At 56.0% G+C, this 24,203-nt stretch carries 22 protein-coding genes; 4 read left to right on the top strand and 18 right to left on the bottom strand.

Translation table 11 applies throughout. The annotated features are described in order from the left end of the window. The first annotated feature begins 10 nt into the window (after positions 1 to 10). Together HNQ92_RS01125 and HNQ92_RS01120 are read left to right on the top strand one after the other, a co-directional pair. Entirely contained in the window at positions 11 to 1,147 is a 1,137-nt protein-coding gene (locus HNQ92_RS01125; protein ID WP_184169652.1) for a glycosyltransferase family protein, read from the top strand. Positions 1,148 to 1,211: 64 nt separating this feature from the next. Then, positions 1,212 to 2,285, top strand: coding sequence for an isoaspartyl peptidase/L-asparaginase family protein (locus HNQ92_RS01120; protein WP_184169649.1), 1,074 nt, complete (start codon positions 1,212 to 1,214; stop codon positions 2,283 to 2,285). A gap of 98 nt (positions 2,286 to 2,383) precedes the next feature. On the opposite strand, the gene HNQ92_RS01115 is transcribed toward HNQ92_RS01120, so the two are convergent. From HNQ92_RS01115 to HNQ92_RS01090, 6 genes are all read right to left on the bottom strand, one after another. Further along, entirely contained in the window at positions 2,384 to 2,968 is a 585-nt protein-coding gene (locus tag HNQ92_RS01115) for a hypothetical protein (protein WP_184169646.1), read from the bottom strand. A gap of 24 nt (positions 2,969 to 2,992) precedes the next feature. Continuing rightward, positions 2,993 to 4,312, bottom strand: a complete 1,320-nt coding sequence (locus tag HNQ92_RS01110; RefSeq protein ID WP_184169643.1) for an LVIVD repeat-containing protein — start codon at positions 4,310 to 4,312, stop codon at positions 2,993 to 2,995. Positions 4,313 to 4,453: 141 nt separating this feature from the next. Further along, positions 4,454 to 4,882 carry a hypothetical protein gene (locus tag HNQ92_RS01105; RefSeq protein WP_184169640.1) on the bottom strand — a complete coding sequence of 143 codons (429 nt, stop codon included), beginning with the start codon at positions 4,880 to 4,882 and terminating at the stop codon, positions 4,454 to 4,456. Positions 4,883 to 4,919: 37 nt separating this feature from the next. Continuing rightward, entirely contained in the window at positions 4,920 to 6,143 is a 1,224-nt protein-coding gene (locus tag HNQ92_RS01100) for a serpin family protein (RefSeq protein ID WP_184169637.1), read from the bottom strand. A gap of 141 nt (positions 6,144 to 6,284) precedes the next feature. Continuing rightward, a complete protein-coding gene (locus HNQ92_RS01095) occupies positions 6,285 to 7,826 on the bottom strand; it encodes an outer membrane beta-barrel protein (RefSeq protein WP_184169634.1) in 1,542 nt (513 codons plus the stop codon). Further along, positions 7,798 to 8,367: an RNA polymerase sigma factor gene (locus tag HNQ92_RS01090; RefSeq protein ID WP_184169631.1), complete on the bottom strand. Its 570-nt coding sequence runs from the start codon at positions 8,365 to 8,367 to the stop codon at positions 7,798 to 7,800. The genes HNQ92_RS01095 and HNQ92_RS01090 overlap by 29 nt, the downstream gene beginning before the upstream one ends. Positions 8,368 to 8,714: 347 nt before the next feature. Here HNQ92_RS01090 and HNQ92_RS01085 point away from each other — a divergent pair, with 347 nt between their 5' ends. Continuing rightward, a complete protein-coding gene (locus HNQ92_RS01085; RefSeq protein WP_184169628.1) occupies positions 8,715 to 9,650 on the top strand; it encodes an alpha/beta hydrolase in 936 nt (311 codons plus the stop codon). A 70-nt stretch (positions 9,651 to 9,720) separates the two neighbouring features. Continuing rightward, a complete protein-coding gene (locus tag HNQ92_RS01080) occupies positions 9,721 to 11,409 on the top strand; it encodes a hypothetical protein (protein WP_184169625.1) in 1,689 nt (562 codons plus the stop codon). A gap of 29 nt (positions 11,410 to 11,438) precedes the next feature. Here the strand turns inward: HNQ92_RS01080 and HNQ92_RS01075 are convergent, their stop codons facing one another. The 12 genes from HNQ92_RS01075 to HNQ92_RS01025 all read right to left on the bottom strand — a co-directional run bounded on the left by HNQ92_RS01075 (position 11,439) and on the right by HNQ92_RS01025 (position 24,188). Continuing rightward, positions 11,439 to 12,587, bottom strand: a complete 1,149-nt coding sequence (locus tag HNQ92_RS01075; protein ID WP_184169622.1) for a DUF3179 domain-containing (seleno)protein — start codon at positions 12,585 to 12,587, stop codon at positions 11,439 to 11,441. 97 nt (positions 12,588 to 12,684) lie between these two features. Beyond that, positions 12,685 to 13,266, bottom strand: coding sequence for a carboxymuconolactone decarboxylase family protein (locus tag HNQ92_RS01070; RefSeq protein ID WP_184169619.1), 582 nt, complete (start codon positions 13,264 to 13,266; stop codon positions 12,685 to 12,687). A 49-nt stretch (positions 13,267 to 13,315) separates the two neighbouring features. Continuing rightward, positions 13,316 to 13,864, bottom strand: coding sequence for a carboxymuconolactone decarboxylase family protein (locus tag HNQ92_RS01065; RefSeq protein ID WP_184169616.1), 549 nt, complete (start codon positions 13,862 to 13,864; stop codon positions 13,316 to 13,318). Between the two features lie 42 nt (positions 13,865 to 13,906). Further along, positions 13,907 to 15,121 carry an MFS transporter gene (locus tag HNQ92_RS01060; protein ID WP_184169613.1) on the bottom strand — a complete coding sequence of 405 codons (1,215 nt, stop codon included), beginning with the start codon at positions 15,119 to 15,121 and terminating at the stop codon, positions 13,907 to 13,909. Further along, positions 15,118 to 17,886: a TonB-dependent receptor gene (locus HNQ92_RS01055; protein WP_184169610.1), complete on the bottom strand. Its 2,769-nt coding sequence runs from the start codon at positions 17,884 to 17,886 to the stop codon at positions 15,118 to 15,120. Before HNQ92_RS01055 ends, HNQ92_RS01060 begins: the two co-directional genes overlap by 4 nt. A 96-nt stretch (positions 17,887 to 17,982) precedes the next feature. Beyond that, on the bottom strand, positions 17,983 to 18,540 hold the full coding sequence (locus HNQ92_RS01050) for a carboxymuconolactone decarboxylase family protein (RefSeq protein ID WP_184169607.1): 558 nt from the start codon (positions 18,538 to 18,540) through the stop codon (positions 17,983 to 17,985). Positions 18,541 to 18,551: 11 nt separating this feature from the next. After that, complete coding sequence (locus HNQ92_RS01045) at positions 18,552 to 20,102, bottom strand: vanadium-dependent haloperoxidase (protein ID WP_184169604.1); 1,551 nt, start codon at positions 20,100 to 20,102, stop codon at positions 18,552 to 18,554. Beyond that, positions 20,099 to 21,004 carry a hypothetical protein gene (locus HNQ92_RS01040; RefSeq protein ID WP_184169601.1) on the bottom strand — a complete coding sequence of 302 codons (906 nt, stop codon included), beginning with the start codon at positions 21,002 to 21,004 and terminating at the stop codon, positions 20,099 to 20,101. Before HNQ92_RS01040 ends, HNQ92_RS01045 begins: the two co-directional genes overlap by 4 nt. Before the next feature lie 61 nt (positions 21,005 to 21,065). After that, on the bottom strand, positions 21,066 to 21,332 hold the full coding sequence (locus HNQ92_RS29025; protein ID WP_343062857.1) for a hypothetical protein: 267 nt from the start codon (positions 21,330 to 21,332) through the stop codon (positions 21,066 to 21,068). Between the two features lie 29 nt (positions 21,333 to 21,361). Beyond that, a complete protein-coding gene (locus tag HNQ92_RS01035) occupies positions 21,362 to 22,171 on the bottom strand; it encodes a hypothetical protein (RefSeq protein WP_343062856.1) in 810 nt (269 codons plus the stop codon). A gap of 153 nt (positions 22,172 to 22,324) precedes the next feature. Next, the gene (locus HNQ92_RS01030) at positions 22,325 to 22,879 is read right to left on the bottom strand and encodes a hypothetical protein (RefSeq protein WP_221307350.1); all 555 of its coding nucleotides are present in this window, start codon (positions 22,877 to 22,879) and stop codon (positions 22,325 to 22,327) included. 100 nt (positions 22,880 to 22,979) lie between these two features. Further along, a complete protein-coding gene (locus HNQ92_RS01025) occupies positions 22,980 to 24,188 on the bottom strand; it encodes a DUF1501 domain-containing protein (protein ID WP_184169595.1) in 1,209 nt (402 codons plus the stop codon). Positions 24,189 to 24,203 lie beyond the last annotated feature (15 nt).

Below are 24,203 nucleotides of genomic sequence, written 5' to 3'. Positions count from 1 at the left end.
ATAGGTACCTATGAAGATCCTTTTTTTAGTCCAGGGTGAAGGCCGCGGCCACCTGACGCAGGCCATAGCCCTGAGCCAGATCGTCCGGCGGGCCGGGCATGAGGTGGTGGCGGTGCTGGTGGGCCAGGCCGAAGGCCGGGAAATACCCGCTTTCTTTCGTGAGCAAATGCAGGTACCTATCCACTCTTTTTCCAGCCCCAGTCTTATTTACCACAAAAAGAAAGCCCGCCTGGACCTGGCAGGTACCTTCGCAACGCATTCGCGCCAAGCGGGTAGGTACCTCAAAAGCCTGCGCTACATTCACGAGCGGGTGCAGCAAGCCCAGCCCGACCTGATCGTAAACTTCTACGAATTGCTGGGCGGCTTGTACAACTTCCTCTACCGCCCGGCGGCCCCCCTGGTGTGCATTGCGCACCAGTACCTGCTCCTCCACCCCCATTTTTCATTTCCTAAAAAAAGCTGGCTCGACCGGCAACTCGTCAACCTCAACACCCGCCTCACGGCCCTGGGGGCCCGCCGTAGGTTGGCGCTTTCGTTCCGCCCGCTCTCCCACGCAGGTACCTTGGCCGTAGTACCGCCCCTGCTACGCCACGACCTCCGGCAGCTCCGCCCCACCCAAGGTACCTACCTGCTGGTGTACATGACCCACCACAGCCTGAGCCAGCAGATCCTGGCCTGGCACCGCCAGCACCCCGAGGTACCCCTGCACTGCTTCTGGGACAAGCCCAACGCCGCCGAAGAAGAGGTACTTGACGAAACGCTGACCTTCCACCGCATCAACGGCCCCAAGTACCTTCGGCTCATGGAAGGCTGCCGCGCGCTGGTCACGACGGCGGGTTTTGAGTCGGTGTGTGAGGCCATGTACCTGGGTAAGCCCGTGCTGATGGTACCCGTGCCGGGGCACTTCGAGCAGGCCTGCAACGCCCTGGACGGGGTACTTTCGGGAGCCGGAGCTACCGCAAGTACCTTTGACCTGTCGGTGCTTACCCAACTGCTTCCCTACTACCGCAGCCCCCAGCGCGAGTTTCGGACGTGGTGTCAGCAGAGCGAGTACGTGTTTGTACGGCAGCTCGAAGAAGTAGCCAAGCCCCAGCCCGCGGCCGTACCTACCCCTACAGGTACCCTGGCCTGGGACCCGGCTCTTTAGCCCAAGTACCTCCGGCGGCATCGTTTTTCTTTGTAGTTTTGGTAAAAATCCGTTTACCTAAACGATGAAGAAACTACTAGCACCGCTGCTACTGAGCGGCCTCTTGGCCAGCACCTCGCTTCTGGCTCAAAACTACCAGGACAAAGTGACGCTCGTGATCCACGGGGGCGCGGGTACCATTACGCGCCAAAACATGACCCCTGAGCGCGAAAAAGCCTACCGCGAAACCCTCACGCTGGCCCTCCAGCAGGGCCACCAGGTACTTAAGCGGGGCGGTACCAGCCTGGAGGCTGTCGAGGCCGCCGTGCGGGTCATGGAAGATTCGCCGCTGTTCAACGCGGGCAAGGGGGCGGTATTTACCAGCGAAGGCAAAAACGAAATGGACGCCGCCGTCATGAACGGCAAAGATCTTTCGGCCGGAGCCGTGGCGGGCCTCACTACCGTCAGGAATCCCATCCGGGCGGCCCTGGCTGTGATGCAAAGCTCACCCCACGTGATGATGATCGGGAAAGGGGCCGAGCAATTTGCCCAGAAGCAGGGCATCGAGCTGGTAGATCCGTCGTATTTCTACACCGAAGCTCGCTATAAAGCTTTGGAGCGCGCCCAAAAGGACGAAAAGGTAGAGCTAGATCATACTGAAAAAGAAAAGAAGGCCGTGAAATCGGCTCCCAAAACCGGCGCCCGCACGCCCGAAGAGGAGTTGATTTTTGTGGAAGGTAAAAAATTTGGCACCGTGGGCTGCGTAGCGCTGGACCAGTACGGCAACCTGGCGGCAGGTACCTCTACCGGCGGCATGACCAACAAACGCTACGGCCGCGTGGGCGACGTCCCCATCATCGGGGCGGGTACCTACGCCAACAACGCCACCTGCGCCATTTCGGCCACGGGCCACGGCGAGTACTTCATCCGGTCGGTGGTGGCTTATGATGTATCCGCCCTCATGGAGTACAAAGGACTGAGCGTGCAGCAGGCGGCCGACGAGGTAGTGATGAAAAAACTCGTGGAGCGCGGCGGCGAAGGCGGGCTCATTGCGCTGGACCGCCAGGGAAACATCGCCATGCCGTTTAATTCCTCCGGCATGTACCGGGGCTACATCAAAGCCGACGGTACTTCGGAGGTACTTATCTATAAAGAATAGCGCGGGTACGGACAAGTGATTTCTGAAATAGGAATGGGAAAGACGTTTTGTGTCTTTCCCATTCTTCGTTCTAGAGGTACCTTGTAGGGTACTTTCGTTTAAAAACTCAGCCCCAGGCGAAGCGCCAGGCGGTTGTACAGGCGCGTCTCCGTGCGTTCAGTATCCGTCCAGAACGGCGGCTTGTCTACCGTTACCTGCTGGTACTTATAACCCATGGATAACGTAAAATTGGTAGCGGCGGGCTTCCCAAACCGCAGCCCCAGGCCGGGGTTGAGCGCTAGCCCGCCCTGGGTATGGTAGTTGGTGGCGTCGGAATGAAACCAAGTGAAGCCGTAGCCCGCGTCGGCGCTGGCAAAGAAGCGGGCATTTTCCTTCCGGGTAAGATCATACCGAACACCGGCCATGATAGGCGTGACGAGCGCCGCCGTGTAGCGGTCCATTCCTACGGTCACGCCCGCTGCCAGGCGGCGGCTCAGCTGTAGCCCGTTGAACATCTGCACCGTCAGGTTTTGGCGTTTTTCTACCATTTCGCCGCTTCCTACGTAGGGTACATAGCGTACATTTCCCAGCAACAAGCCGATCTCCGTATGATTGACGTACGCTTTTTTAAACGACGCATTCTGGCCCATCGCTGCCGTAACGAAGCCCAGCGCCGCCAGCAGCGGTATAAGTACCTTTTTCATAGCCTCCTTTGTTTAGTGGATGAATCAGATACCGTTTTTCTTGCCCACAACCAGCTTACTGATCTGCCGTAGCTCGCGGGGATTGGTGGCATCAAACTGGTAAAAGCCATCTTTTCCGATCATCAGCAGCGTTTTCCCCATAGTAATTACGTCGTAGGCGTCCAGGTTCTTCATGTGGTAAAGCAGGTTTTTGTCTACCCCAAAGCGATCCGACACGTCAAACGTTTTCAGGCCGTGCTGGCCTTCGCAGAGATACAACGTAGGGTAGTCGATACTCAGCCCGTGGGGGTTCTGCATGGAGTAGCTCTTGATGAGCTGCGGGCGGGTCAGGTCAGTAATATCCACCAGGTCGAGCTGGTTCTGCGCGTTGGTGCAGGCCGTACCCGTACGGAGCGTTACGTAGGCGATGTTGTCCTGTACTACCACCGGATCGCAGGCGCGCAGGTGCTCAAAGACCGACAGCTTCTGCGGACTGGCCGGGTTGCTGTTGTCGTAGATGTGCATGCCCGTCATGGAGCCAATGAAGAGCTTGTCTTTGTACGGAAAAATGGTTTCAATGCCCCAGCCCAAATTCACCGTTGCAAAGTCGACGGGTTTGGCGGGATTGGAAACATCAAAAAGTTTCAAGTCATTTTGGCCTACCGTGTAGAGGTAGCGGTCGTAGAGGGCAAAGCGCGCCATGGAGCCTCCCTTGCCATCGCCACCGCTGGGGGCCGAAGCCGCAACGGATGATTGAGCGCGGCTGAAGGACGCATCCGCCATCAGAAACGCCACGCCGCCGCCCCACCACCAGCCGGGATTCACGGCATTTTCTTCGCAGTTGGTTGTGACGGTTTCGGTGACGTACTCTACCTTCTGCTCGTTGATGGCCCGGATGGAAGCGTTGTAGTTCCACGAGCCGCCGTCAAACATGCCCGATTTGAACACCTCACCTACCCTGCTTACTTCTTTGGGCTGGGTGGGGTCGGTAATGTCCAGGGCTACCAGGTCTGAGTAGCTGTCGGCGTAGAGGATATTTCCGCGTACGGCCATGTCGCCATTGCCCGGAATACGCACAAAAGCCACCGCGCGCGGACTGGCCGGGTTGCTGTTGTCGATGATATGAATGCCTTCCTTGACTTCGTTGATGAATAGGTACTTGTCCCGTACGTAGATTTTTCCCGGATGCTCCATGGCGCGCGGGGCCTCCGTTTTGAGGTCGTTACGTAGCTCTAGCAGGGATAACGTCACGGGTGTAAAGCGCCGGGTGATGCGGGTTTCTTCGCAACGGTCGTTGCAGGACGCGAGGCCCAGCAGCAAAACGGGCAACAGCAACAATAGCAGTGGTAAACGTGTAGCTCTCATACGGTTAGTAAGGTTTAATGGTAGAATAGGTACCTGCTAGAGTAAAGTACCCGAAAAAAGGTTGGAACGACGGTAAGAAAAAAACAAAATCGTCCGAAAGCAGAGCCCCCGGACGATAACGCACCCCGAAAACGTCAGCAATTACTGACGCTTGTATTCATACGTGGCGCCGTCGGCGAGGACGGCCCCCTGCGCACTGCGCTCATACAGATACAAACGCCCCTCCGAAGAGACTTCGTAAGCCTGATAGGTGGTGTCTTGGGGGTAGTACACCGCTTCCTGGTACAGGAGCCCTGTGCTGTTGCGGCCCGTGTAGAAGGTACCTGTTTCGATCATGCGTTCTTCATGCTTGATGGTAAAAGTACCCTCCGTGGTGTACTCCCGGCTCTCGGTGAAGGGCAGGCTGTCGCCCCTAACGGTGATCCCCGTAAGCCCGTACGTAACGGCATCCAGCTGCCAGGTACCTACGAGGGGCGCGTCGATCTGGGCCAGCTCGGGGGAGTCGCAAGCCGAGAGCAGCGAAAGTACCCCCAGCGCTACGCTTGCTAGTTGTTTTTTAAAGGATTTCATGGCTAATGAAAAATCTGTATTTAATTATGGTATGGTACTAGGGATTCATGATACGTCCGGCAAACAAAATGGTATTGGACGTTTTTTCACTGATAATAAATACAAACGGACGGTCGAAAATGTAGGGGACGGCCTGCGCCGGTGCCGAAGTTAACTCTATCCCGATGGTGGTCACGGCGGCGGCTTCGGTGCCTTTTTCATCCACGCCCAGGTAGGTATTTTGCTTCACGAAGCTCACCAGCAGCTGATCATTCTTGCTGATCCCCGTCAGCTCGGCGGCACCGGTAAACACCCGGCGGATACCCATTTTCTCCAGGGTACTGTTAAGGTTCACCTCGTAGTCGAGCGTAAAGCGCGGCAGCCCTACCTCCACTTCCTGCGGCCGTAGGGTACTTTGTAGAGTAGCCCAGTCCGCCGAGCCAAACTGGTCCACCAGGCTTTGGATGGTTGCGTTGCCTTGGGGCATCAGCAGCGTAAGGTTGAACTGCCCGCTGCTGTAGGGTAGTTGCAAGGCTTTGTAGCCCTCCGTAGTGGCGGCCGAGAAGCGTCCCTCCTGCTTCATCATTTTCACCGTTTTTTGCGAGCCGTTGCCCAGGTGAAAAGGCGCGTCCTGCGTACTCGCTGCGTTGAATTTTTTGGCCCAGTCGCCTTTAAAGTACAGGGCATTCAGCAAGAACATTACCTGGTTGGGTTCGACTCGCTCAAGTACCTTCTTTACTTTTCCGTTGGTGTGGTCGCTGGCCCATTGGTTGATCTTATTCACCGTAGCCGGATTACCAAAGTCCTGCGCGGATACTTCGGCCCCGAACGATTGGCGTAGCACGTTGAGGAAATCGGTTTCGACTTGAAACGAATTGCGGTACCATACCGAGTTGGCCAGGCCCAGATCTACCTTGGAGTCGGCCTGGGGCAGGTCTTTCATCAGCGTTTGGTAGGCTTCGTTGAGCTCGGCCTGCGTCAAGCCCTCCAACTTCAGCGCGTTCTGGATCTGCTGGGCGGTTTCGCCCGCGGCCCCGTTGAGGAGCATCCCCAGCGCTATGTGTAAGCTCAGGGGCGACACAAACAGGTTTTTGTCGGCAGGTTGGGTAGCCTGTAAAGATTGGAAGAAATCAAAGGCGAAGTCGGTAGTGCGGGCGGCTACCCTCGGCGATACCTGTACCGACCGGGTAATGGGCGTGGGGTCTTGGGTACTTCCTTCCCGGCAGCTCCCCATTCCTGCAAGTACAGCCCCGGCAAGAGCCATTGTTTTAAGCGTTTTCATAGCTAATAAATAGTAAACAGGATTAGGAATTAGTGTGCCTGAGCGCGGACAAGCTCCGGCCGGTCAGCTGTCCGCGTTGTGGGCATTCTGTTACTAAGATTCGCCGCTAGGCCGAAAGGTTGGAAGCAGTACCTATTTTTTTTAGAAACTATACCGTACGCCCCACGACAACCCGTAGAGCTGCGGGCGGCTCTGGATGGTACTGTTGTCTTGCAGGCCGGATGAAAGCGCGTGTTGGTAAGCGCCCGTCAGGTTGGCCCCCCAATGCGTAGAAAACCGGTAATTGACCCGCAGCCCCGTCCCCGCCGACCAGTTTAGCGGCCGGTAAATATCATCGCTGGCGGTATTGGTCAGGGTATAGCCCGAAGCTCCTTCGAGGTCATTGCGCAGGAACACATTGGCTACCATGCCCCCCAGTACCGTATAGCTGAGCTTCCCTTCGGGATTGATGGTATAGCCCGCATGAACGGGCAGCTGGATAAAGCGGTAGTCGTTACGCGTTTGCTGATCCAGATCAATGTAGAACGCCGCCACTTTGTCGAGGTTCAGGTAATTGGGCATAGAGGGGGCAAAACTATTGTAGTCATTACTACGGCTTGCATTGGCCAGGATGGCGTTTTCCAGCACGTTGGCACTGCGGTTGCTGACGCCATCCAGCACGTAGCCGCTGCTCTGGAAGCTGGAGTTTCCGCGTAGGTAGCTAATGCCCGACTCGATGGACCAATGCTTGGAAAGCTTTATACCCGCCTGGGTTTGCAGGGCGTAGGATAGCCCAGCGTTGCTGGAGTTGTTGGAAACGGACTGGCGGCTGGCGTTAGCAGCCGTAAAAGCCGACGGCGGCGAGGTAACCTGCACGTTGGGATTGTAGGCGGCGGGCATCAGCCCTAGCCCGGCCCAGAGCTGCTGTTTCTTGCCCGATACCTCCGGCACTACTTCGTCCTCTACCTCGTAGCGGTAGTAGACGTACCTTTTTTGGGTATGTACCGGTAGCTCCCGGATAGCCCGTGGGCTCAGAAAAGCGAGCTCCGCCGTCGCTTCGGGCCGCTGCTCAGAAGCTGTAGCGGGCTGGTCCTCGGCCAGCAGGGCTGCGCTGCCGGGCCGGGCCGACGGATCGGCCGGGCCTAGGGCTACCTCAGGCGCGGCGGCCCACGAAGGTACCTGGCTCGCCAAGGTACCTGAGGTACCTGGCTGCTCTTGGGCGTTAGGCTTGTCTGCCGCGCCGTTACGCCGGGGCGTAGCGGCTAGCCTTTGCGCCAACGCACGTTGTTTCACAGCTTCGGCTTGGGTACTTGCTTCGGAGGAAATTACCTCCGGAGATTCAGCCAGCCGGGGGGCAGATACCAACGGCGGGGTACCCGACGGAGCCGCTGGCTCCGCCGAGGTACTTGTATCAACGCCTTTTCCTTCCCTCCCCGACCGGGCCACCTGCGAGCGGTTTTGCCCGTCTTTCTCCGAACGGTCCCACAGAGGCCAACTTACTAGCAACAAAGCCCCAATGGCCGCGGCCGCGTACCACAGCCGGGGCGAGCGCCACCACTGCGGTAGTAGAGGTACCACTTTCGTTTCATTCTCATCGAGTTGGGCTTCGATTTTACTCCAAACCCCCGGTGGAGGAGCCTCCGAAGCATCCTCCAGAGCCCGCCTCCACTCCTCCTCAAAACTTTGTTTTCCTGACTGATTCATCGTCGAATCGTTGTTCTTTTACTAATTTTTGTTGAAGCAGCGTCCGAGCTCGGGCGTACTGCGACTTGGATGTACCTTCTGAGATGCCCATAAGCTGGGCAATCTCGTTATGCTGATAGCCTTCCACGGCATATAAATTAAAGACGGTCTGGCAGCCCGGCGGCAGCTCATGAATAAAATCCGTAAGTTGTTGCCGCTGAAATCCGGAAAGTGTGGCTTCGACATCCGGCAGGTAGTTGTCGTAGGCATGGACATCGTCGATCTCTTGCCAGTATTTCTGCTTGCGAAGATGCTTGAGGGCCGTATTGACCACGACGGAGCGAATCCAGTACTCGAGCGGGCAGTCGCCCCGGAAGGTGTCAATGTTCTCGTATATTTTGACGTAGGAGTCCTGCAGAACATCTTCGGCATCGGCTCGGTTCTTCATATAGCGCAGGCAAATAGCAAACATTTTCCCCGCAAAAACATCATATAGACGCTTCTGGGCGATTCGGTCGCGCTGGCGACAACCGTTCACCAGTTCCTGCTCATCTACTATCATCTAAGGGTAGGGGTGCTTCGTTTTTTACCGTTAGTGTGAATAAAAAGTACCTGCCTGAGCAAGCGAGGACAGGCGGCCTAAAACCACCAGGAAAAGTCCGCCCTCCATCACTTACTTTTTTCTCTACCATGATTCCACCGCTGGCTAAAAGGTTGGAATGCCCTCACTATTTTTTTTCACAAACTATTTCCAATACAGTCCTGACCGAATCAAAGTTCATTTATTTGGTTGAAGCGGAGCCGCTGGGGCTTTGGTGGATGGGTACATGACCTTATCTTTGCTTCTTGTAAAAATACATGCAAAGTACCTTAACGAAGGGGTACTTGCACCACGCGGCCAGGCAAGCTATGAAAAAACTTTTTTTAGCGGTACTCCTTCCTTTCTCGCTTAGCGCTCAGGAAGTCCCGTCAGAGACCTACACCCTCACTACCCCCACGGCCCGCCTGGAAGGTACCCTCACGCGCCCGCCCGGCACGGCTGCTCCGGTACCCGTGGTGCTGTTTATTGCGGGTTCCGGCGCTACTGACCGCGACGGCAACGGTCCTAGCCTGCGGAGTAACGCCTACCGACAGCTCGCCGAAGCGCTGGCCGCGCGGGGAGTGGCGGTGCTACGCTACGACAAAAGGGGCGTCGCGGCCAGCCGCACCGCCGGGCAGCGGGAGGAAGATATGACGTTCGATATACTCATTGACGACGCCCAGCGGTGGGTCGATACGCTGCGGCAGACCGGGCGTTTTTCAAAACTCGTGATTGCGGGGCACAGTGAAGGCTCGCTCGTAGGCATGATGGCCGCCCGCCGCACTGCCGTTGAGGGGTACATCTCCGTGGCCGGAGCAGGGCGAAACATTGCTGAGGTACTTAAAACGCAGCTTTCCTACCTGCCCGACACCCTTCGCAACGACGCCTACCGGGGCTTTGACCGCCTGCGTAGCGGCGCGCTCGTAGAAAAACCCAACCCCTTGCTCTACAACCTGTTTCGGCCGAGTGTTCAGCCCTACCTCATTTCCTGGATGCGCTACACGCCCGCCGACGAAATCAAAAAACTGACCCTCCCGTGCCTCATTATCCAGGGTGGGCACGATCTCCAGGTACCCCTCGAAGAGGCTCGGCTCCTGAAAGAAGCCCAACCCCAAGCGCAGCTACGGGTATTTGATGACATGAATCACCTTCTGAAAGATGCTCCCGCCGAGCGCAACGCCAACCTAGGTACCTACAACAAGCCCGAACTGCCCATTACGCCCGGCCTGGCTGAGGTGCTGGAAAAATTCATCAAGGCGCTGTAGAGAGCGATCGGGGGGATTGGCATGAAATTTTTGTTTACTAAACCTACCTTCTCTCTCATCCCCTCGCTCCATGAATGATCGCACCAAAGTACTTTTAAGAAAATGGATCCTTGGCCTAGCGGCCTTCTTTGGCGGCCTGCTGCTCCTGAGCTTGCTGGCTTCCTGGCTACTGCCGAGGTACTTCGACCAAAAGCTGGATAGTACCCTGAAGCAAGCCGTGCAGGAAGCCTCCGACGGCCTGTACAGCATCCAATACGACGACATTTCTATTAATATCCCGCTGGGCAATGCCGAAATAAGCGGCGTTGTCCTTAAGCCCGACACGGCCGTGTATCAGCGGCTGGTGGAGCAGGAGAAAGCGCCCGATCAATACCTGAACCTGCGGACCGAAAAAATCCGGCTGAATGGCATTTCGATCGTGAAGCTTTTGCTTTTTAAAGCCCTCTCCATGGATGAACTGGCCATTCAGAAGCCGTTTTTGGTTATTGCTAATAAAAAGCGCCACTATAACGAAAGCAAAGAATCCAAGCCGCCTTACGAGCTCATTCGGGACGAGCTGAACGCCATCCGGATCAAGAAAATAAGCCTAGAAGAGGTGGATGTGGTGAGCATCAACAACAACCAGAGCGAGCCCCAGAAGAGCCACTTCAAACAACTTCAACTCCATGTGAGGGATTTCCGCCTCAACGAGGATTCCGAAAAAGATTCCAGCCGGATTCTTTTTTCCGAATCCATCGACCTGCGCGTGGAGAGCCTCAAGCTGCCGGTGAGTAACAAGCTGAGCTCGTTTACCCTGCAAGAGCTGACGCTTTCGTCCCAAGACAGTCTCCTGGGCGTGAAGCAAATTCACTATAAGCCTTTGTATTCCAAGAGTCGCTTCGGAAAAGTAGCCGGTATCGCCACCGATCGTCTGGATTTAAAATTCAACGACATCCGGGGTAAGCGGGTGGATGTGAGAAAGCTGTTGGTGGAGCGCGCGCTGTGGATTCGGGAACTAGGCATCCAGAAGGGCGTTATGGATATTTTTCGGGATCAGCGCTACCCCAAGGTACCTAAAGATTTTAAACCCTATCCGCACCAACTGCTGCAAGCGGCCGATTTGACGGTTCGTATCGACACCATCAAGATCAAAGGGACGGATGTAATCTACGGCGAAGTGAACGATAAATCCCACCAGCGCGGCGAGATCCAGTTCAAGGGTACCTACGGCACCATCACCAACCTCACCAACGACACCACCCGGATCGCGCAGGTACCCCGTTGCCTCGTCAACGTACAAACCCGCTTTATGGGCACGGGACGCTTGTACGCGTATTTTGACTTTAACCTGGCTTCGACCAACGGGGCCTTCCGCTGCGGCGGCAAAATGCGGAATTTCGAGCTTAAGGAGGTTGATGAGGTAACAAGGCCCCTGGCACTGGCGGGGGTGGAGTCGGGGCATCTGTCGTTGCTGGATTTTAACATCCGGGCCACGGCGCGGCGGTCGCACATTACGATGCGGATGGAGTACGAAGACCTGAAAGCCAAGGTACTTAAGCTGGACGAAGACAGCGGCGAGTTGGAGAAGCGCTCGTTCATCAGCAACATTCTGAACAACATCGTGATCCAATCCAATAATCCCAGAGGAAATCGCACGGCCCGGATAGGCGAGGCGTCCCTGGATCGCACCCACGACCAGTCGTTTTTTACGGTGATTTGGCAAACCATCCTAGAGGCCATCAAACGCATCACGACGGGCAAAGACGACAGCGACGAATAGGTACCTATTCTCAAGGTACCTTGCGGTAGCTAATTTTTGTAAACCTCAGTAGTCGGATGAAAAGTACGCCAACTGTGCCAGAACTCCTGGTAAGCCCTCAGAGGCTGAAGCGGTGCTGCGCCACCGCGCAGGGGCGCACCCAGTAGCGAGTAGGGCTGGTTTTGGTACCATAGCGTGTCGTTCTGGATGCTCAGCGGCTGGGTGCGGTCGGGCCGGATGAAGGCAAAAAAGCTCTGATTGTCCGCCGCCAGTACTACGGCCACGGCTTTCGAGCCCAGCTGATCATTGATGCTACGCGCTTCTACGAGCTCATTCCAGTCATAGGCTTTGCTCAAAGTACCTTCCTGCACACCCACGACCCATGATTTTTCCTGCCAGGAGGTGCTGTCGCGCTTGGTGAGCGCACTGCTACCACCGCCGGTTTCGTAGGGTTCCATTTTTTTGTATATATCCCCAAAAGCCGAGTCCGGCTGCATGACCTGGCTATGCGGGTAGAGGGCCAGCCACTGCCGGAGCGTCATTTGCTGCGAAGGTACCTCGGGAAGCTGCTGGCCCTTCAAGGTACCCGCAATGGCCTCGCCGTTAACCTGACGCCACCAGCTGCGGGTCGTGGCGTCTTCAAACATGGCATTGAAGTGATCCATCCCCACCAGTCGGAAGGTTTCGGGTTGGCCGTTTACGCGCGGCTCGAAGATCCGCCCCGTGCGGCATACGGTGCAGTAGGTCACGATGATGGGCTTTCCGGCCAGGCTATCGACCACCTGGTGATGGTAGCCAATGTACTGGATGGGGTACGCTTTCGCCTGTCCGTCGATGGCTACCCCAAGTACCAGTTTTTCCGGCTCAACGACGCTTTGAGACGCGGGCAACATGGATAGCTCGTGGGGTTGATAAAACATGACGTCGGCGGCCATCCGGAAATTGAAAGCATAGGCTACCGCTAGGGCCGCCACCACGCCCCCCACTACCCCCCAGCGGGCGGCTCGGTAGGCCGAGCGGAGCCCGACTACTATCAGTAAAAGGGCCACCCCCCGAAACACCCAGCGCCAGGTATAAAGAAAGTACGCGACATCAATGCTCCGCATACGCTGGCTACCCGGCATGGGCATGATAAAGTAGACATTCGCTATTTCGAAGAGGATAAGTACCCCTATCCCCAGGTAGAAAAGGTATTTCATACGGAAAGAGTAGAATTGAAGTCCCGGTCTGTTTTTCAAGCTAAGTAAGGATAAAAACCCCCAATGGAAGCCATCGGGGGTTTCTGATTAAGTCAACCTAATGTAATTCTTTTGTCTGTGGCTGGGGGGGACGGTACCCATCGGGAGCCGTGTACCCCTGCTCGGCCACCTTGGCCGCCCGCGTTCGGTACAGAGCGGGGTCAGTGGGGGCGGCGGTGGCCAGGCCGTCTACGTACCGATTAAACATGCAAAAAGCCGCGGCAATCAGCACCGTATCGTGAATATCTTTATCGGTAGCACCCTCGCTCCGGGCCGCAGCGACCTGCTCGTGGCTTACGTGTTTACCACCGCGCTGCACACTTTCAGCAATGGCCAGTAAGGCTTTCATTTTATCGGACAAGGCCGCCTGGCGGTAATCGCAACGAACGGCATTTACTACTGTTTCGCCCTCCTGGCCCAGGTAGTGGCTCGCTACGGCCCCGTGGATAGTCTGGCAGAAAAAACAATCATTGAGTGCCGAAACGCAGGTAGCGATGAGCTCCCGTTCAGCGCGGCTCAGCCCGTCGTCGGTCTGCAAAAGGGCATTGGCCAGCGCATTTAACGGCTCGGCGGTTTGAGGACTAAAGGCCATGGGGCCGCGAATACCAGGTAAGCCGTCGGGTAGTTGAATATGAGCCATAGCGATTGGAAGAGTGATGGAATTGTGCGTTTGTGTTAACCTAGTACGTTTAGCGTTCTACTTTGGGGGGTACGTAACCGAGGGTTGCCATGCGCTCACCCATCGGTTCGTACGCAGCGGGATCGGTGGGCGTTAGCGTAGCCAATCCGTCGACGTAGCGATTGAACATACAAAAAGTAGCCGCAATCAGTACCGTATCGTGGATTTCGCGGTCGGTGGCCCCCTGCTGTCGCGCTACCTCGACTACCTCCTCTGACACCGTGCGGGCGTCCTGTTGTACCCGTTTTGCAATCGTGAGCAACGCCTTCATTTTGTCCGAAATGGGTGCCGTTTGGTAGTCGGCCAGGACCGCATCTACCAGCACTTGGTCCGTAGCAAACAGGTACCTGGCCGCAGCTGCGTGGCTACTGGCGCAGAACGTACAGTCGTTCAAGGAAGAGGTAAACGTCGCGATCAGTTCACCTTCGGCCTGGCTCAGCGCGGAATCGCCGCGCAAAAGGGCTTCGGCCAAAGCGTATAAGGCCGCGCCGGTGTCGGGCCGGTAAGCGGCCAGGCTGCGGATACCGGGGTAGCCTTCGGGGAGTGCGATATAGGGCATCGTTTCTGAAAATGAGTGGTTGTTACTAGGAGTAGTTCGTAATCAAGAAATACCGTATGAGGTTGCATCCCGGCTTAGGTAGGTTGCAACCAGCGCAACGAAAAATGCCAACGAAAAAAACAGCAGGGCATTTCCTAGCCCACCCAGCGTGCTAACTAGCGCCCCCACAAAAAAGACCGCCGTAGCTGTAAAAAACCGGCCTACATTGAAGCATAGCCCCGTAGCCGTAGCTCGGATGAGCGTAGGAAACAGGCGAGGGATAAAGCTGGACAAGGTACCTTGGCTGAGTCCAAAAAACAGCGATAGCAGGGCCGTTTCTAGATAGATAAGGGTATTGAACTGCCGATTGGTCAAAAATAAGAGCAAACAGACCAGCAAGCAGCCCGAAAACGTAACGAGCAGGGTGTTACGATTGCCCATAACCTTAACCAGAAAGCCCGAGAGCATGCCTCCCGCAATACCTCCCAGCCCTAGGAGCATCATGATAAAGCCTCGCTCCTGCTGCCCGGTTTGGTGGGCGTCTAAGAGCGACTGGATCCAGGTAGGTAGCCAGGAAAAGATCCCCCAAAGGCCAATCAGTACCGAACCAAAAACCACTATCCCCGTAATGAGATTGGGCCTATGGCCGGAATCCAGCAGGTTGGGAGATAACGCACGTTTGTCGGTACGGGTACTTTCCCAGGCGGCCGATTCGACCAAAGAGCCGATCATAGCCAGGGCGATCAGGATAGGAATACTACCAAGCCAAAAGGCTTGTCGCCACTCGGCAAAGAAAACATTCAGCCCGCCCGAGCCCACGATGCCCAGGGGGAATGCGACCGCCAAGATACCTAAGGCAATGGGGCGGGTGCGTTCGGGCCAAACCTCGGACAAGTATACCGTAGAAACCAGCAGCACACCTCCTACGCCCATGCCCGTCACAAAACGGCTCATAACCACGAGTTGCCAGGTAGAAGCGAAAGCTGTTAGGAGCGTAGCTACCCCGTACAGCCCCGTGACGAAAATGAGCGCTTTCATTCGCCCGATTCGGTCGCTGACCACCCCGAACAATAGGCCGCCCACTACCCATCCGTACAGAAAAGCAGCCCCAATGTAAGCGCTCACCTCACTGAGGCGGGCTTCGGTAGCGGGCTCGCCCGCGGCACCTATAAGTTCGGGTACAGCCACGGGTAAATATACCGACATGAGCGTCGCTACCGTACCGCCGAACATATAACTACCCATGCAGAGCACAAACTGGAAGTACTTGTTTTTCATCGTAGTAAATCGTCAAAGGTTACACTTAGGTAGTAAAGGCCTCCAATGGCTGGCGAGCCGTAGGCTTGCACGACGTAGTTATTGCCTAGGTTGGAAGCCCCAAGCTTAAGCATTGATTTCAGCTTAGGTAGTTTGTAGGAAATCTGTGCGTCGATCAGGCTGTAGGCGGGTACTTCGCCCGGAAGGTTTTCCGTGAACGTGCCGTACCACAAAAAAGCCTCTTGCCAATGCCAAGCCAGACTAAAACCAATATGGTTGGTGAGGCGGGCATTGCTGAAGGTTACGTTGGTTTTCCAGCGCGGGGTATTAAAGGCCGGTACGTTATTCGGGTTAGCATCCAGAATGTTAAATTGGGCCCAGGTAGCATTGGCCCCCAACCGGTAGCCCCCCGCCAGCAAGGCCGTCAGCCCCGCACTAGCTCCGTGAGTGGATACTTGGTCAGACGCATTCGTGTACAGTTGAAAGGTCTGCCGGGTAGCCGTGCTCAAGATTTCCTGAGCGGCGGCTGGGTTGATACTTCCGTCGGGCAGGGTCACGGAGGCGCTGTTGGGCCTGATGACGACCTGATTGATCAGGAAGTTGGTGTAGCTACCGTAGTAATAGCTGGCGTCCAGCAAGATTCGGTTACGAAGTACCCCTTTATATCCTACCTCAAAGGCCCGCATCTGCTCCGGACGGATGTAGGGTACCTTGGATTTCACTAGCTTGTCTTTGTGCTTCGCAACGGCCTCCGGGAAAGGCGTCCCCGTGGCCGTTTCTTGGCCAAAGGCCCCGCCAAATGTTCCTACCGAAGCGGCAGTAAATGAATTTTCGTAGGCATTAAGTCCCGCGGAGTTGGAAGGGGCTCCGCCTAGCAGAATCAAAGGCCCAACGTTCAGTTTAATGAATTGGTCTACGACCGTCGGGTTACGAAAACCGGTTTGGTAGCTGGCCCGGAAATGGTGGTTTTCCTGAACGGTATAAACGGCCGAAGCCCGCGGCGTAAAATTTCCGGCAAAGTTTTGGTTTTTATCAAACCGACCCGACAGCGTTATTTTCAACTTCTCCCGCAGGAGCGCTCTGGAGGCCTGAACAAAAGCCCCGTATTCGGGTACCCGCACCCTGTTTTCTTTATCGTCCAGAAGCGTACCGTTGGTTTGCATATCGTAGTAGCGCACATTACCCCCGGCCTGTATACTGACTACTCTGAAATAAGGTGTAAAATCGTAAAGGCCTTCGGCGTGGTACATCTTGCATAGGCTAAACACACCCGCTCCTTGCAGGCCATACAGCTGGGTGTATTTCTCTTTTTCCCGTTCAAACGCTGGGGTACCTGGCTGCACTCTGCCCTGATCAGCAAAGGCGCGGGCTACCTCATGATTTTGCCCTACTACCCCACCGACCGCCCCGCGGTAAGCCGCTCCGTACCGCTCAAACCAGGTAGCATCGGCCTGGTTGACGGGCACGACGTTACCGTTGAGATCGCGCACCCAGGTACGGTTAATAAACTGCCCCAAGGAGCGGGTATTGTAGGAGTTTTGGGAGTTTTCGGCTACGGAATAGGCCCGCACAAAGAAGTTAGTACCTTTTAGCTCCAGGCGCTGCTGGGTAAAGCGAAAGTCGCGCAACATGTTGCGGCTGCTGCTGGTAAAGTTGGCCGTACCTTGATTAAGGTTAATCTGATAAATAGCTTCGAGGCTATTTGAAATCCGGTAATGAAGCGCCGCATTCGTTTTAATGCTATATACATCGTACGTGGTTACGTCCTTTTCGAAGTAGCCCGTACGGGACACCCGTCCAATCCCTGGTAGCGTGGCCGCCACTTCATCGCCGTAGATATTGAGTCCGTTACGCCCAGGATTCGCCGTGCCGCGTTCGCCGGGGGGCGTGTTACGATCAATATCCGAGTAATCAGTAGCATACCAGTCGGTACCTTTCAGATAGGATGCATTGACTTTAAAAGCCAGTCGGTTACTGAACGCATGAGCGTAGCGCAGGGCGGTTTCAAAAAAGGGCTTGGCACCGCCGCCCGCCGGATCATTGACGTGGTTGACGCCGACCTTCTGTTGTATGGTAAGCCCTTGGTAGTCAAAAGGATTCTTGGTGGTGGTCATGAGTAGCCCGTTGAAGGCCGTTGGCCCGTACAAGGCCGAAGCCGCCCCCGGAATAAGCTCGATCGATTCGACATCCAGATCCGAAACACCAAAGAAGCTTCCTGCCGCAAAACCCAAGCCCGCCGACTGGTTATCGACGCCGTCGGTTAGTTGCATAAAGCGGCTATTGCCTACGTTATTGAAGCCCCTGGTATTGATCTGGCGTAGCGTAAGTCCGCTCGTCACCATATCGACCCCTTTGAGGTTATTCAAGGACTCAAAAAGGGTAGCGGCCGGAGCCTGCTGAATAGCTCGCGCATCCATTTTTTCGATGGTAATGGGAGACGTCAGACTGCTTTCTTCAATGCGGGATGCCGAGACCACAAGTTGGTTTAGCTCCGTACTTACCGAGCGAAGCGTTAGGGCCAGAGGCGTCTTGTCGGAAACCTTAATCTCCTGGCTTTCATACCCAACCATCGAAACAATGACCGTTGAGGGTAAGGTACCTGAGAGCTCAAAGTACCCCCTTGCGTTACTGACGGTACCTTGTTGGGTACCTTTCAGTTTAATGCTTGCTCCTACCAGGGGCAGTTGGGTCTCTGCGTCCCGAACAGTACCCACAATGGGCTGGGTTTGGGCCCACGTTACCCCTACTTGCCCTAAGAGCAGAATTAGTACTAAATATATTCTCATTGATTTTTCAGATAGAAAATGGGTAAATAGGTTCTCTGTTTACCTCAAAATGGATGGGGTAAAGAATGAAAACAAACCATACAAGCAGGTACCTAGCTAGCTAGGAGGCGGATAGCCGCCGGGAGGCCTCATGTAGCCTTTCTCTGTGATGCGTTTTCCTAAAAGTGAGTAGTAACTTTCATCAGCGGGCAGCGCCGTAGCAAGTCCGTCCACGTATTTGTTGTACAGGCAGAACAGAGCGGCAATCAGCACCGTATCGTGAATCTCCCGATCCGTGGCCCCCGCGTTTTTGGCCCGCTCCACGGCATCAGGCGTCACGGCTTTCCCGCTCTTTTGGACCAGAGCCGCTATATGAAGCAACGCTTTCATCTTTTCGCTGACGGGCGCCGTTTCGTAATTTTGCTTTACCTGCTCCACCAAGGTACCATCGCCCAAAAGCATTTCGGCAGCGCTGGTATGAGCGGCCGTACAAAAGGCGGTTTTGTTTCGGGTTGATATCAAGGTGGCAATCAGCTCTCGTTCGCCTTCAGAGAGTGACGAATCACCCCTCAATAGCAGTTGCGTCAGCTCCCGAATGGGCAAAGCCGTGTCGAGCCGGTACTCAAGCAAGCCGGTGATACCCGGCAGGTGCTCGGGGAGATGTATGTGAGGCATGTCCTGGGCTGCTATAGGTTTGAACCGTCGGCTTTTCCGCGCGCAATGGCGTACTCACCAATGACCTTTCCGTGCTTCAATCCCATTTCGCAGTCTACGCGGTAATGGATCAGTCCGTAAACGCGGGAGTTAGACGCCTCCAGAGCCAACTCGTCGAAGCGCTTGGCCTGCTGGGGGAAGAGGTACCCTAGCACGGTTGCCGCTGCCGATGAGAAGGTTGAATGGCCCGAGGTATAAGACGGGAAATTGGGCAAGCCTACCGAGGTTTTGAGACCAAACTGCTGCGGGCGGGGCGTATAGTAGTAGAACTTGGCGTCCCAGCAGCCAATGCCCGCGTCCATGAGGGAAGTACCTACCAGCGCCAGGGTACGGGCCATGCGCACTTCGCTGTACTTCGCTTCGTGGGCCACGTTGGCGGCCGTACGGAGCCAGTGGCCCGGCGGTGTGTAGCTGCCTACGCCGTCGGCCCAGTAGTTGGCAATGCGAGCCTGCTCACGAGTTTGGTTTTTTTGAATGGAACGGAGCTCATTCAAGTCTTTCTCAAACTCAGCGGAGCCCTCTAGGTGTGGCAACGCCGGACGGATTTTCACCAAGGTACTTTTGTCAAAATTCCAGGTTTGTACGGCTCCGTAGTTGGGTAGCATGGGCGGGCGGGCGGGGGTTTCCTGGCTCATCCAGGGTGTTTTCACGCCCAGGTTTTTGGCCAGCTTGATCATGCCGGGGGTCAGGGCCTGGTTGTTGGAGGCCGACATACCGTCGGTTCGGGCGCGGTTCATGACCTGAGCCGCCACGGCGTTGCCCAGGTCTACCCCGGCCTTGAGGTCGCTGGCTACGTTCATACCCGCCCACAGCCGGGCATCCTGATGCTCTTTTAGTTTCTGTTCCAGAAAGGGTACTTCGCCCGGAAACATCGCTTTCAGGATCACGAAGGAAGATGCCGCCACGACGGCATCTTCCGAAGGATAAGCCGGAATACCCGACACCGGAAGCAAGGCCTTGATGGAACCATCTACCTCGGAGGGGGCCTGGCGCTTATAGGCATACTTATGCTTCCAGGTTAGTACCAGGGCATCGTACTGGGCTACGCTCAGATACGCCAGGGCGCGGGCCGTGTAGGGCGGGTTGGCAAACGGAAACTTAGGGTCAGCCAGGGGATTGGCGGCGTCCGGCAGGGGGTACTTTCCCTCGGCATTGGAGGCGGGGGGCAGGTTGTATTTGGCCGATAGCTCCCGGCCAATCTCGTTCCAGCGGTACACAGCACCGGCTCCCCAGTAGGCTACTTTTTCTTGTTGTTCTTTCGTCAGCGAGGCCGAAAGCTGCTTGACATTAGCCAGCTCCGCCAGGTACTCCGGCGACGAAGTCGCTTTGGGAGCCGGTACGGTGATTTCCGCCGCCGTCGGGAGGTAGGTTTTCCAGGTGCCCGCGTTGGCATCCACACTTATGGGTACATAGCTATTCCGTACGGGTTCCATTATTTCTTTCTCGCACGACGTCACCATGGGCAGACAGCCCACGACCAGCAGGCTGGTTTTTAGGAAGGTATGTTGGAAATATTTTTTCATTTTTTCAAATAGTTAAATTGGTACAGTACTCCTACGGTATAGCTCCAGCTCTGCCCGGCGTTTCGTCCCTCCAACACCCGGCCTACCCGGGCGTTTAGGCCTAGCTGCTTAGGCTGTATTTTGCCGTAAAGCCCCGCGGTAGTCATCTCCATTTTATTGGTCGGAAAAGGCATGTCGTTACGGCGGATGTAATCGCCATCCACGCAGGAAAAACGCTCCGTAAAGGCTTCCAGCTGCCATTTGGGCTTAAGTACCCCCAGGCGCACGCCCATATCTATGGCGTTAGGTACCCCCACTTCGTTGGTGTTATAAACCCGGTCGTGAGCTTGGTACGCATCGCGGTCTACCCGAATCTTACTGCGCCAGGAGTAGCTCCCGTGGCCGTTCAGGTACAGGCCCGTGGCGGGGTGCGTGTAGTTCACAATGAGCCGCCCCGTAGCGGTTTTGGCCTGCATCCCGATCGACATCGGCAGGAAGTCAGGCACGTAGTTGCCCATGGGTATCGAGCCGCCCACAACCCCGTGCAGGGATAGGCCCCGGAAATCAAGTACCTTGTACTTTAGCCAGCCCGAAAAGTCCTGAAAGCCTTCCTGGCCCAGGAGGTTTCCCGCGCTGGTACGGGTCCAGACGTACGGTACGGCCAGAATCACGTTGAGGCGGTCGGTGATCCCGATGGCGGGCATCAGCATCACGCTCTGCGTGGTGTGGGTACCCAGGTTGAAGTTTTCCCGCTTGAGGGAGCCTTCCCAGTACTGGTTCCAACGGCTGTGGCCGTACATTCCGGCCAGGCAAATTTGCTTCTTGGGCATGTAGATGGCGTCGTGCGGCATCTGGGCGCGCGCTACGTTTCCGTAAAGTACTACCACCAGCAGTACTAAACAGCCTATTAATTTTCTTCTCATCAGTAGGTTATAAATAAAGATCCCAAACTACCCCAGCGGTGGGGGCACACAAAAAATCAGGCTAGAACCAGCGGCTTACGTTAACCGAAATGAGGTAGTCGGCAAAGGCCGCGTCGCCATGGGCCTGGCCCGTGGGGTCCTGCCGGTCGGCGTAGCTCTTGATGCGGTTGCGGTACACGGCCACCGGGGCCGTCAGCGCCGCCGAGAACTTGCCTTTCATGTAGGCCACGCCCGGCTCCACCGACACAATGTAGCCCGGACGACGAAACCCTTTGCTACCGCCAATGGCATCGTGGGCGGGAATGCCTTCCACGCGACCTCCCAGCATCAGCGAGAAGTAGTGTGCAAAGCCGTAGCTTACGCCCGCCCGGCGTACTGGTCGGCTACGGAGAAGTACCCTGTGATGGGATTGAGGGTAGAGGCTTCGGGGCTCCGCACTACCTCGTTGGTTTCGCGGGGATTGAAGAGGTAAAAGCCGTTGAAGTAGGCCGTCAGCTTTGGCGACAGCTGCGCGTAGCCCTGGAGCTCGACGCTGAAACCCACACCCCCATCGCCCAGTTGAATGGATTGATCCACCGGCTTCACGATGACGTAGTCGCGGCCTTCCCGGTCCAGCTTATGGAATTCTCCGGTCACGCTTTTATTGCCGGTAGGTAGTTTGATACCCGCCCCCAGCGCAAAGTTGAACTTGGGCAGCGCGAAAGGGTCCCGTACCCAGTACGAGCCCGACAGGCGCAGGTCGCCGATCCCCTGCGAGTAAGTATGAAAGCGCTTTTGCTCCGGGTTGGCCGTGAGGCTGTTGCCGTAGTGCTCGTAGAGTGAGGAGCGGTCGTTGTACTGCAAGGGTACATTCACCGAAAAAGAAAGGCGGTTGGTAGGTTGGTAGGAAATCCCCAGGTCCAGCGCGTGGGAGAGGTTGATGACCTCGGTGCCCATTTCCACGCGCTCTTTTTCTTCGTGATCGCCCCGGAAGTGCCGGAACGAGCGGAAGTACCTATAACCCATGTTGACCTGCCACTGGCCGTTGCGTTGTTGAAAAAACTCCGACGAAGTACCCGCTCCCGGCGCGGCGCAGCTCATGTGGCGCACCGCCACGCAGCCCTGCCCCTGGGCCAGTAGGGTACTTAAGCAAAGTAGAATAATACCTATATAGCTAGACGTTTTCATGTCAATAAGAAAAAAAATGAAATAGTACTTAATTCAAGAATGTACCTATGCGTATACATCGCGCTCCGGCTCAAGCCAGATCGAATACACAGAACCTGTCTTGGTTTCCTGAAAGAAAAAGACAGTTAGAAACGGTACATAGTAAGAAGTGAACTACCCCAGCAGCTGCGGCGGCGGGCTGGTGAGCGAAAGCCAGGGAGCCGACCAGCTAAGCGTCGGCGAGGTACTTAGGGGCGACTGTACCACCCATTCGTAGAAGAAAAAAAGTACCTGGCGTGAGGAAGAAAAGTACTCTTTGATGAGGTAGCTGACCAGCGTCGAGGCTTTTTCGGAAGTACCCGGCAGACCCGTTACAGTAATCTTGACCCATTCGGTCAGCGAATCGAGCAGGGCTTTTTCGGTGTGGTCTTTTACGCAAAGTACCTCTAGCGTATCGCCCACGACTTGCTGTTTGTAGAGCTTATAAAACTCGTTGTTGTAGCGGATCTGCCCGTCAATGCGCTCGGGCGCGTGGCGGGTTTCGGTCCAGTAGGGTAGGTTAAGGGGAATTTTGATCGTGAAAAGCTCTTCTTCGCCAAAGGTGTGCGTATCCAGGCGCTGCTGCATGTCGGCCTGGGCCTTCATTTGCATACAAAAATACACGGGAAAGTACCCCAATGCATTGAGCATCAGTAGGCAAATAGTCCCGAGTGCCAGTATACGTTTCACAATAGGCTGCCAATTTCCTACAAATATTAAGAGAAATATTCATAAAAAAAAGAAATTAGCTCAAGTACCTGCAAAGGGGTACTTGAGCTAATTTTGGTTACTACGAAAGAAGCCCTTTTAATCCTTTAAAACCCTTACTCAGAATGCGTTCATCATCGACCCGCAGCCAATCCCGAAGCAGCGAGGCATAGACGTCGCGGAAGTCGAGGGAGTAACGGAGGTCGCCGCCTTCCAGGTTGGTCAAATCCGGCGCTTCGTTGTACACCACCGAAGCGCGCGGCGGGCCGCCCAGCAGGAACACGTTGTTGGCCGTGCCATGGTCGGTTCCGTTGCTGGCGTTTTGCTTCACACGCCGCCCAAACTCGCTGAAAGTCAGAACCAGGGTACGGTCCAGCTGCCCGTTGGCTTTCAGATCGTTCATGAATACCTCCACGGCTTCCGCGTACTGTTTTAGCAGCCGATCCTGCTGGGCACGCTGGCCCACGTGCGTATCAAAGCCCGCGATGGAGACGTAGTATACGTGCGTGTCGATGCCCGAGATGATCAACTCGGCGATGGTCTTGAGCCGCTTGCCCAGCTCGTGCGTGGGGTAGGTAGCCGTGCTGCGCTGCATCTTGCCTTTTTCGTAGAGGTACTTGGCACTGGAGGTGGTTTCGGCCAGGGTTTTGTACAGGTACCCCACGGGGCTGTGGTCGTCTTCGGCGGCAGACGGCACCTTGGCCAGGCGCGCCAGATTGCCGTTTTGGGTTTGCTTGTAAAGCTGCTCGGGGTTGAGCGTAGCCAGGCCGTTGCTGCGCTGGCCTTTGAGCGCCAGGCTGAGGGTATCGTCGATTTCGAGCAGCTGGTGCGGACTGGATGCGCAGCCGCTACAGGCGGCGTCGAGGTACCTGCCCAGCCAGCCGGTGCTAAGGTACTCGTCGGCGTCGCTGGCCGTTTGCCAGATGTCCATCGCCCTGAAGTGCGACCGGTCCGGATTGGGGTACCCTACGTTGTTCAGGATACGTACCCGCCCGTCGTCGTAGAGGCGGCGTAGCGGCTCGAGCGCCGGGTTGAGACCTATTTCGTCATTGAGCGCAAGTACCTTGGCGCGCTCAATGCCCAGCACGGGCCGCTCGCGGTAGTAGATGTCGTTACGGTAAGGCACCACGGTATTGAGCCCGTCGTTGCCCCCCGAAAGCTGGATCACGACCAGTACCTTATCGGCCTGGCTTGGTTCCGGGCGCTGCTCGTAGGCTTTCAGGAAGTGGGGAATCAACATGGTGCCCGCCGTAGCGAAGCCTGAGTTTCGGATAAAGGTGCGTCGTTTCATGCGGGAGCTGGTTGA

The organism is Rhabdobacter roseus, assembly GCF_014202275.1.
In the GTDB taxonomy this organism is placed as follows: domain Bacteria; phylum Bacteroidota; class Bacteroidia; order Cytophagales; family Spirosomataceae; genus Rhabdobacter; species Rhabdobacter roseus.
Note: the sequence above shows the minus strand (reverse complement) of the source record. Positions and strands in the feature narration are given on the sequence as shown.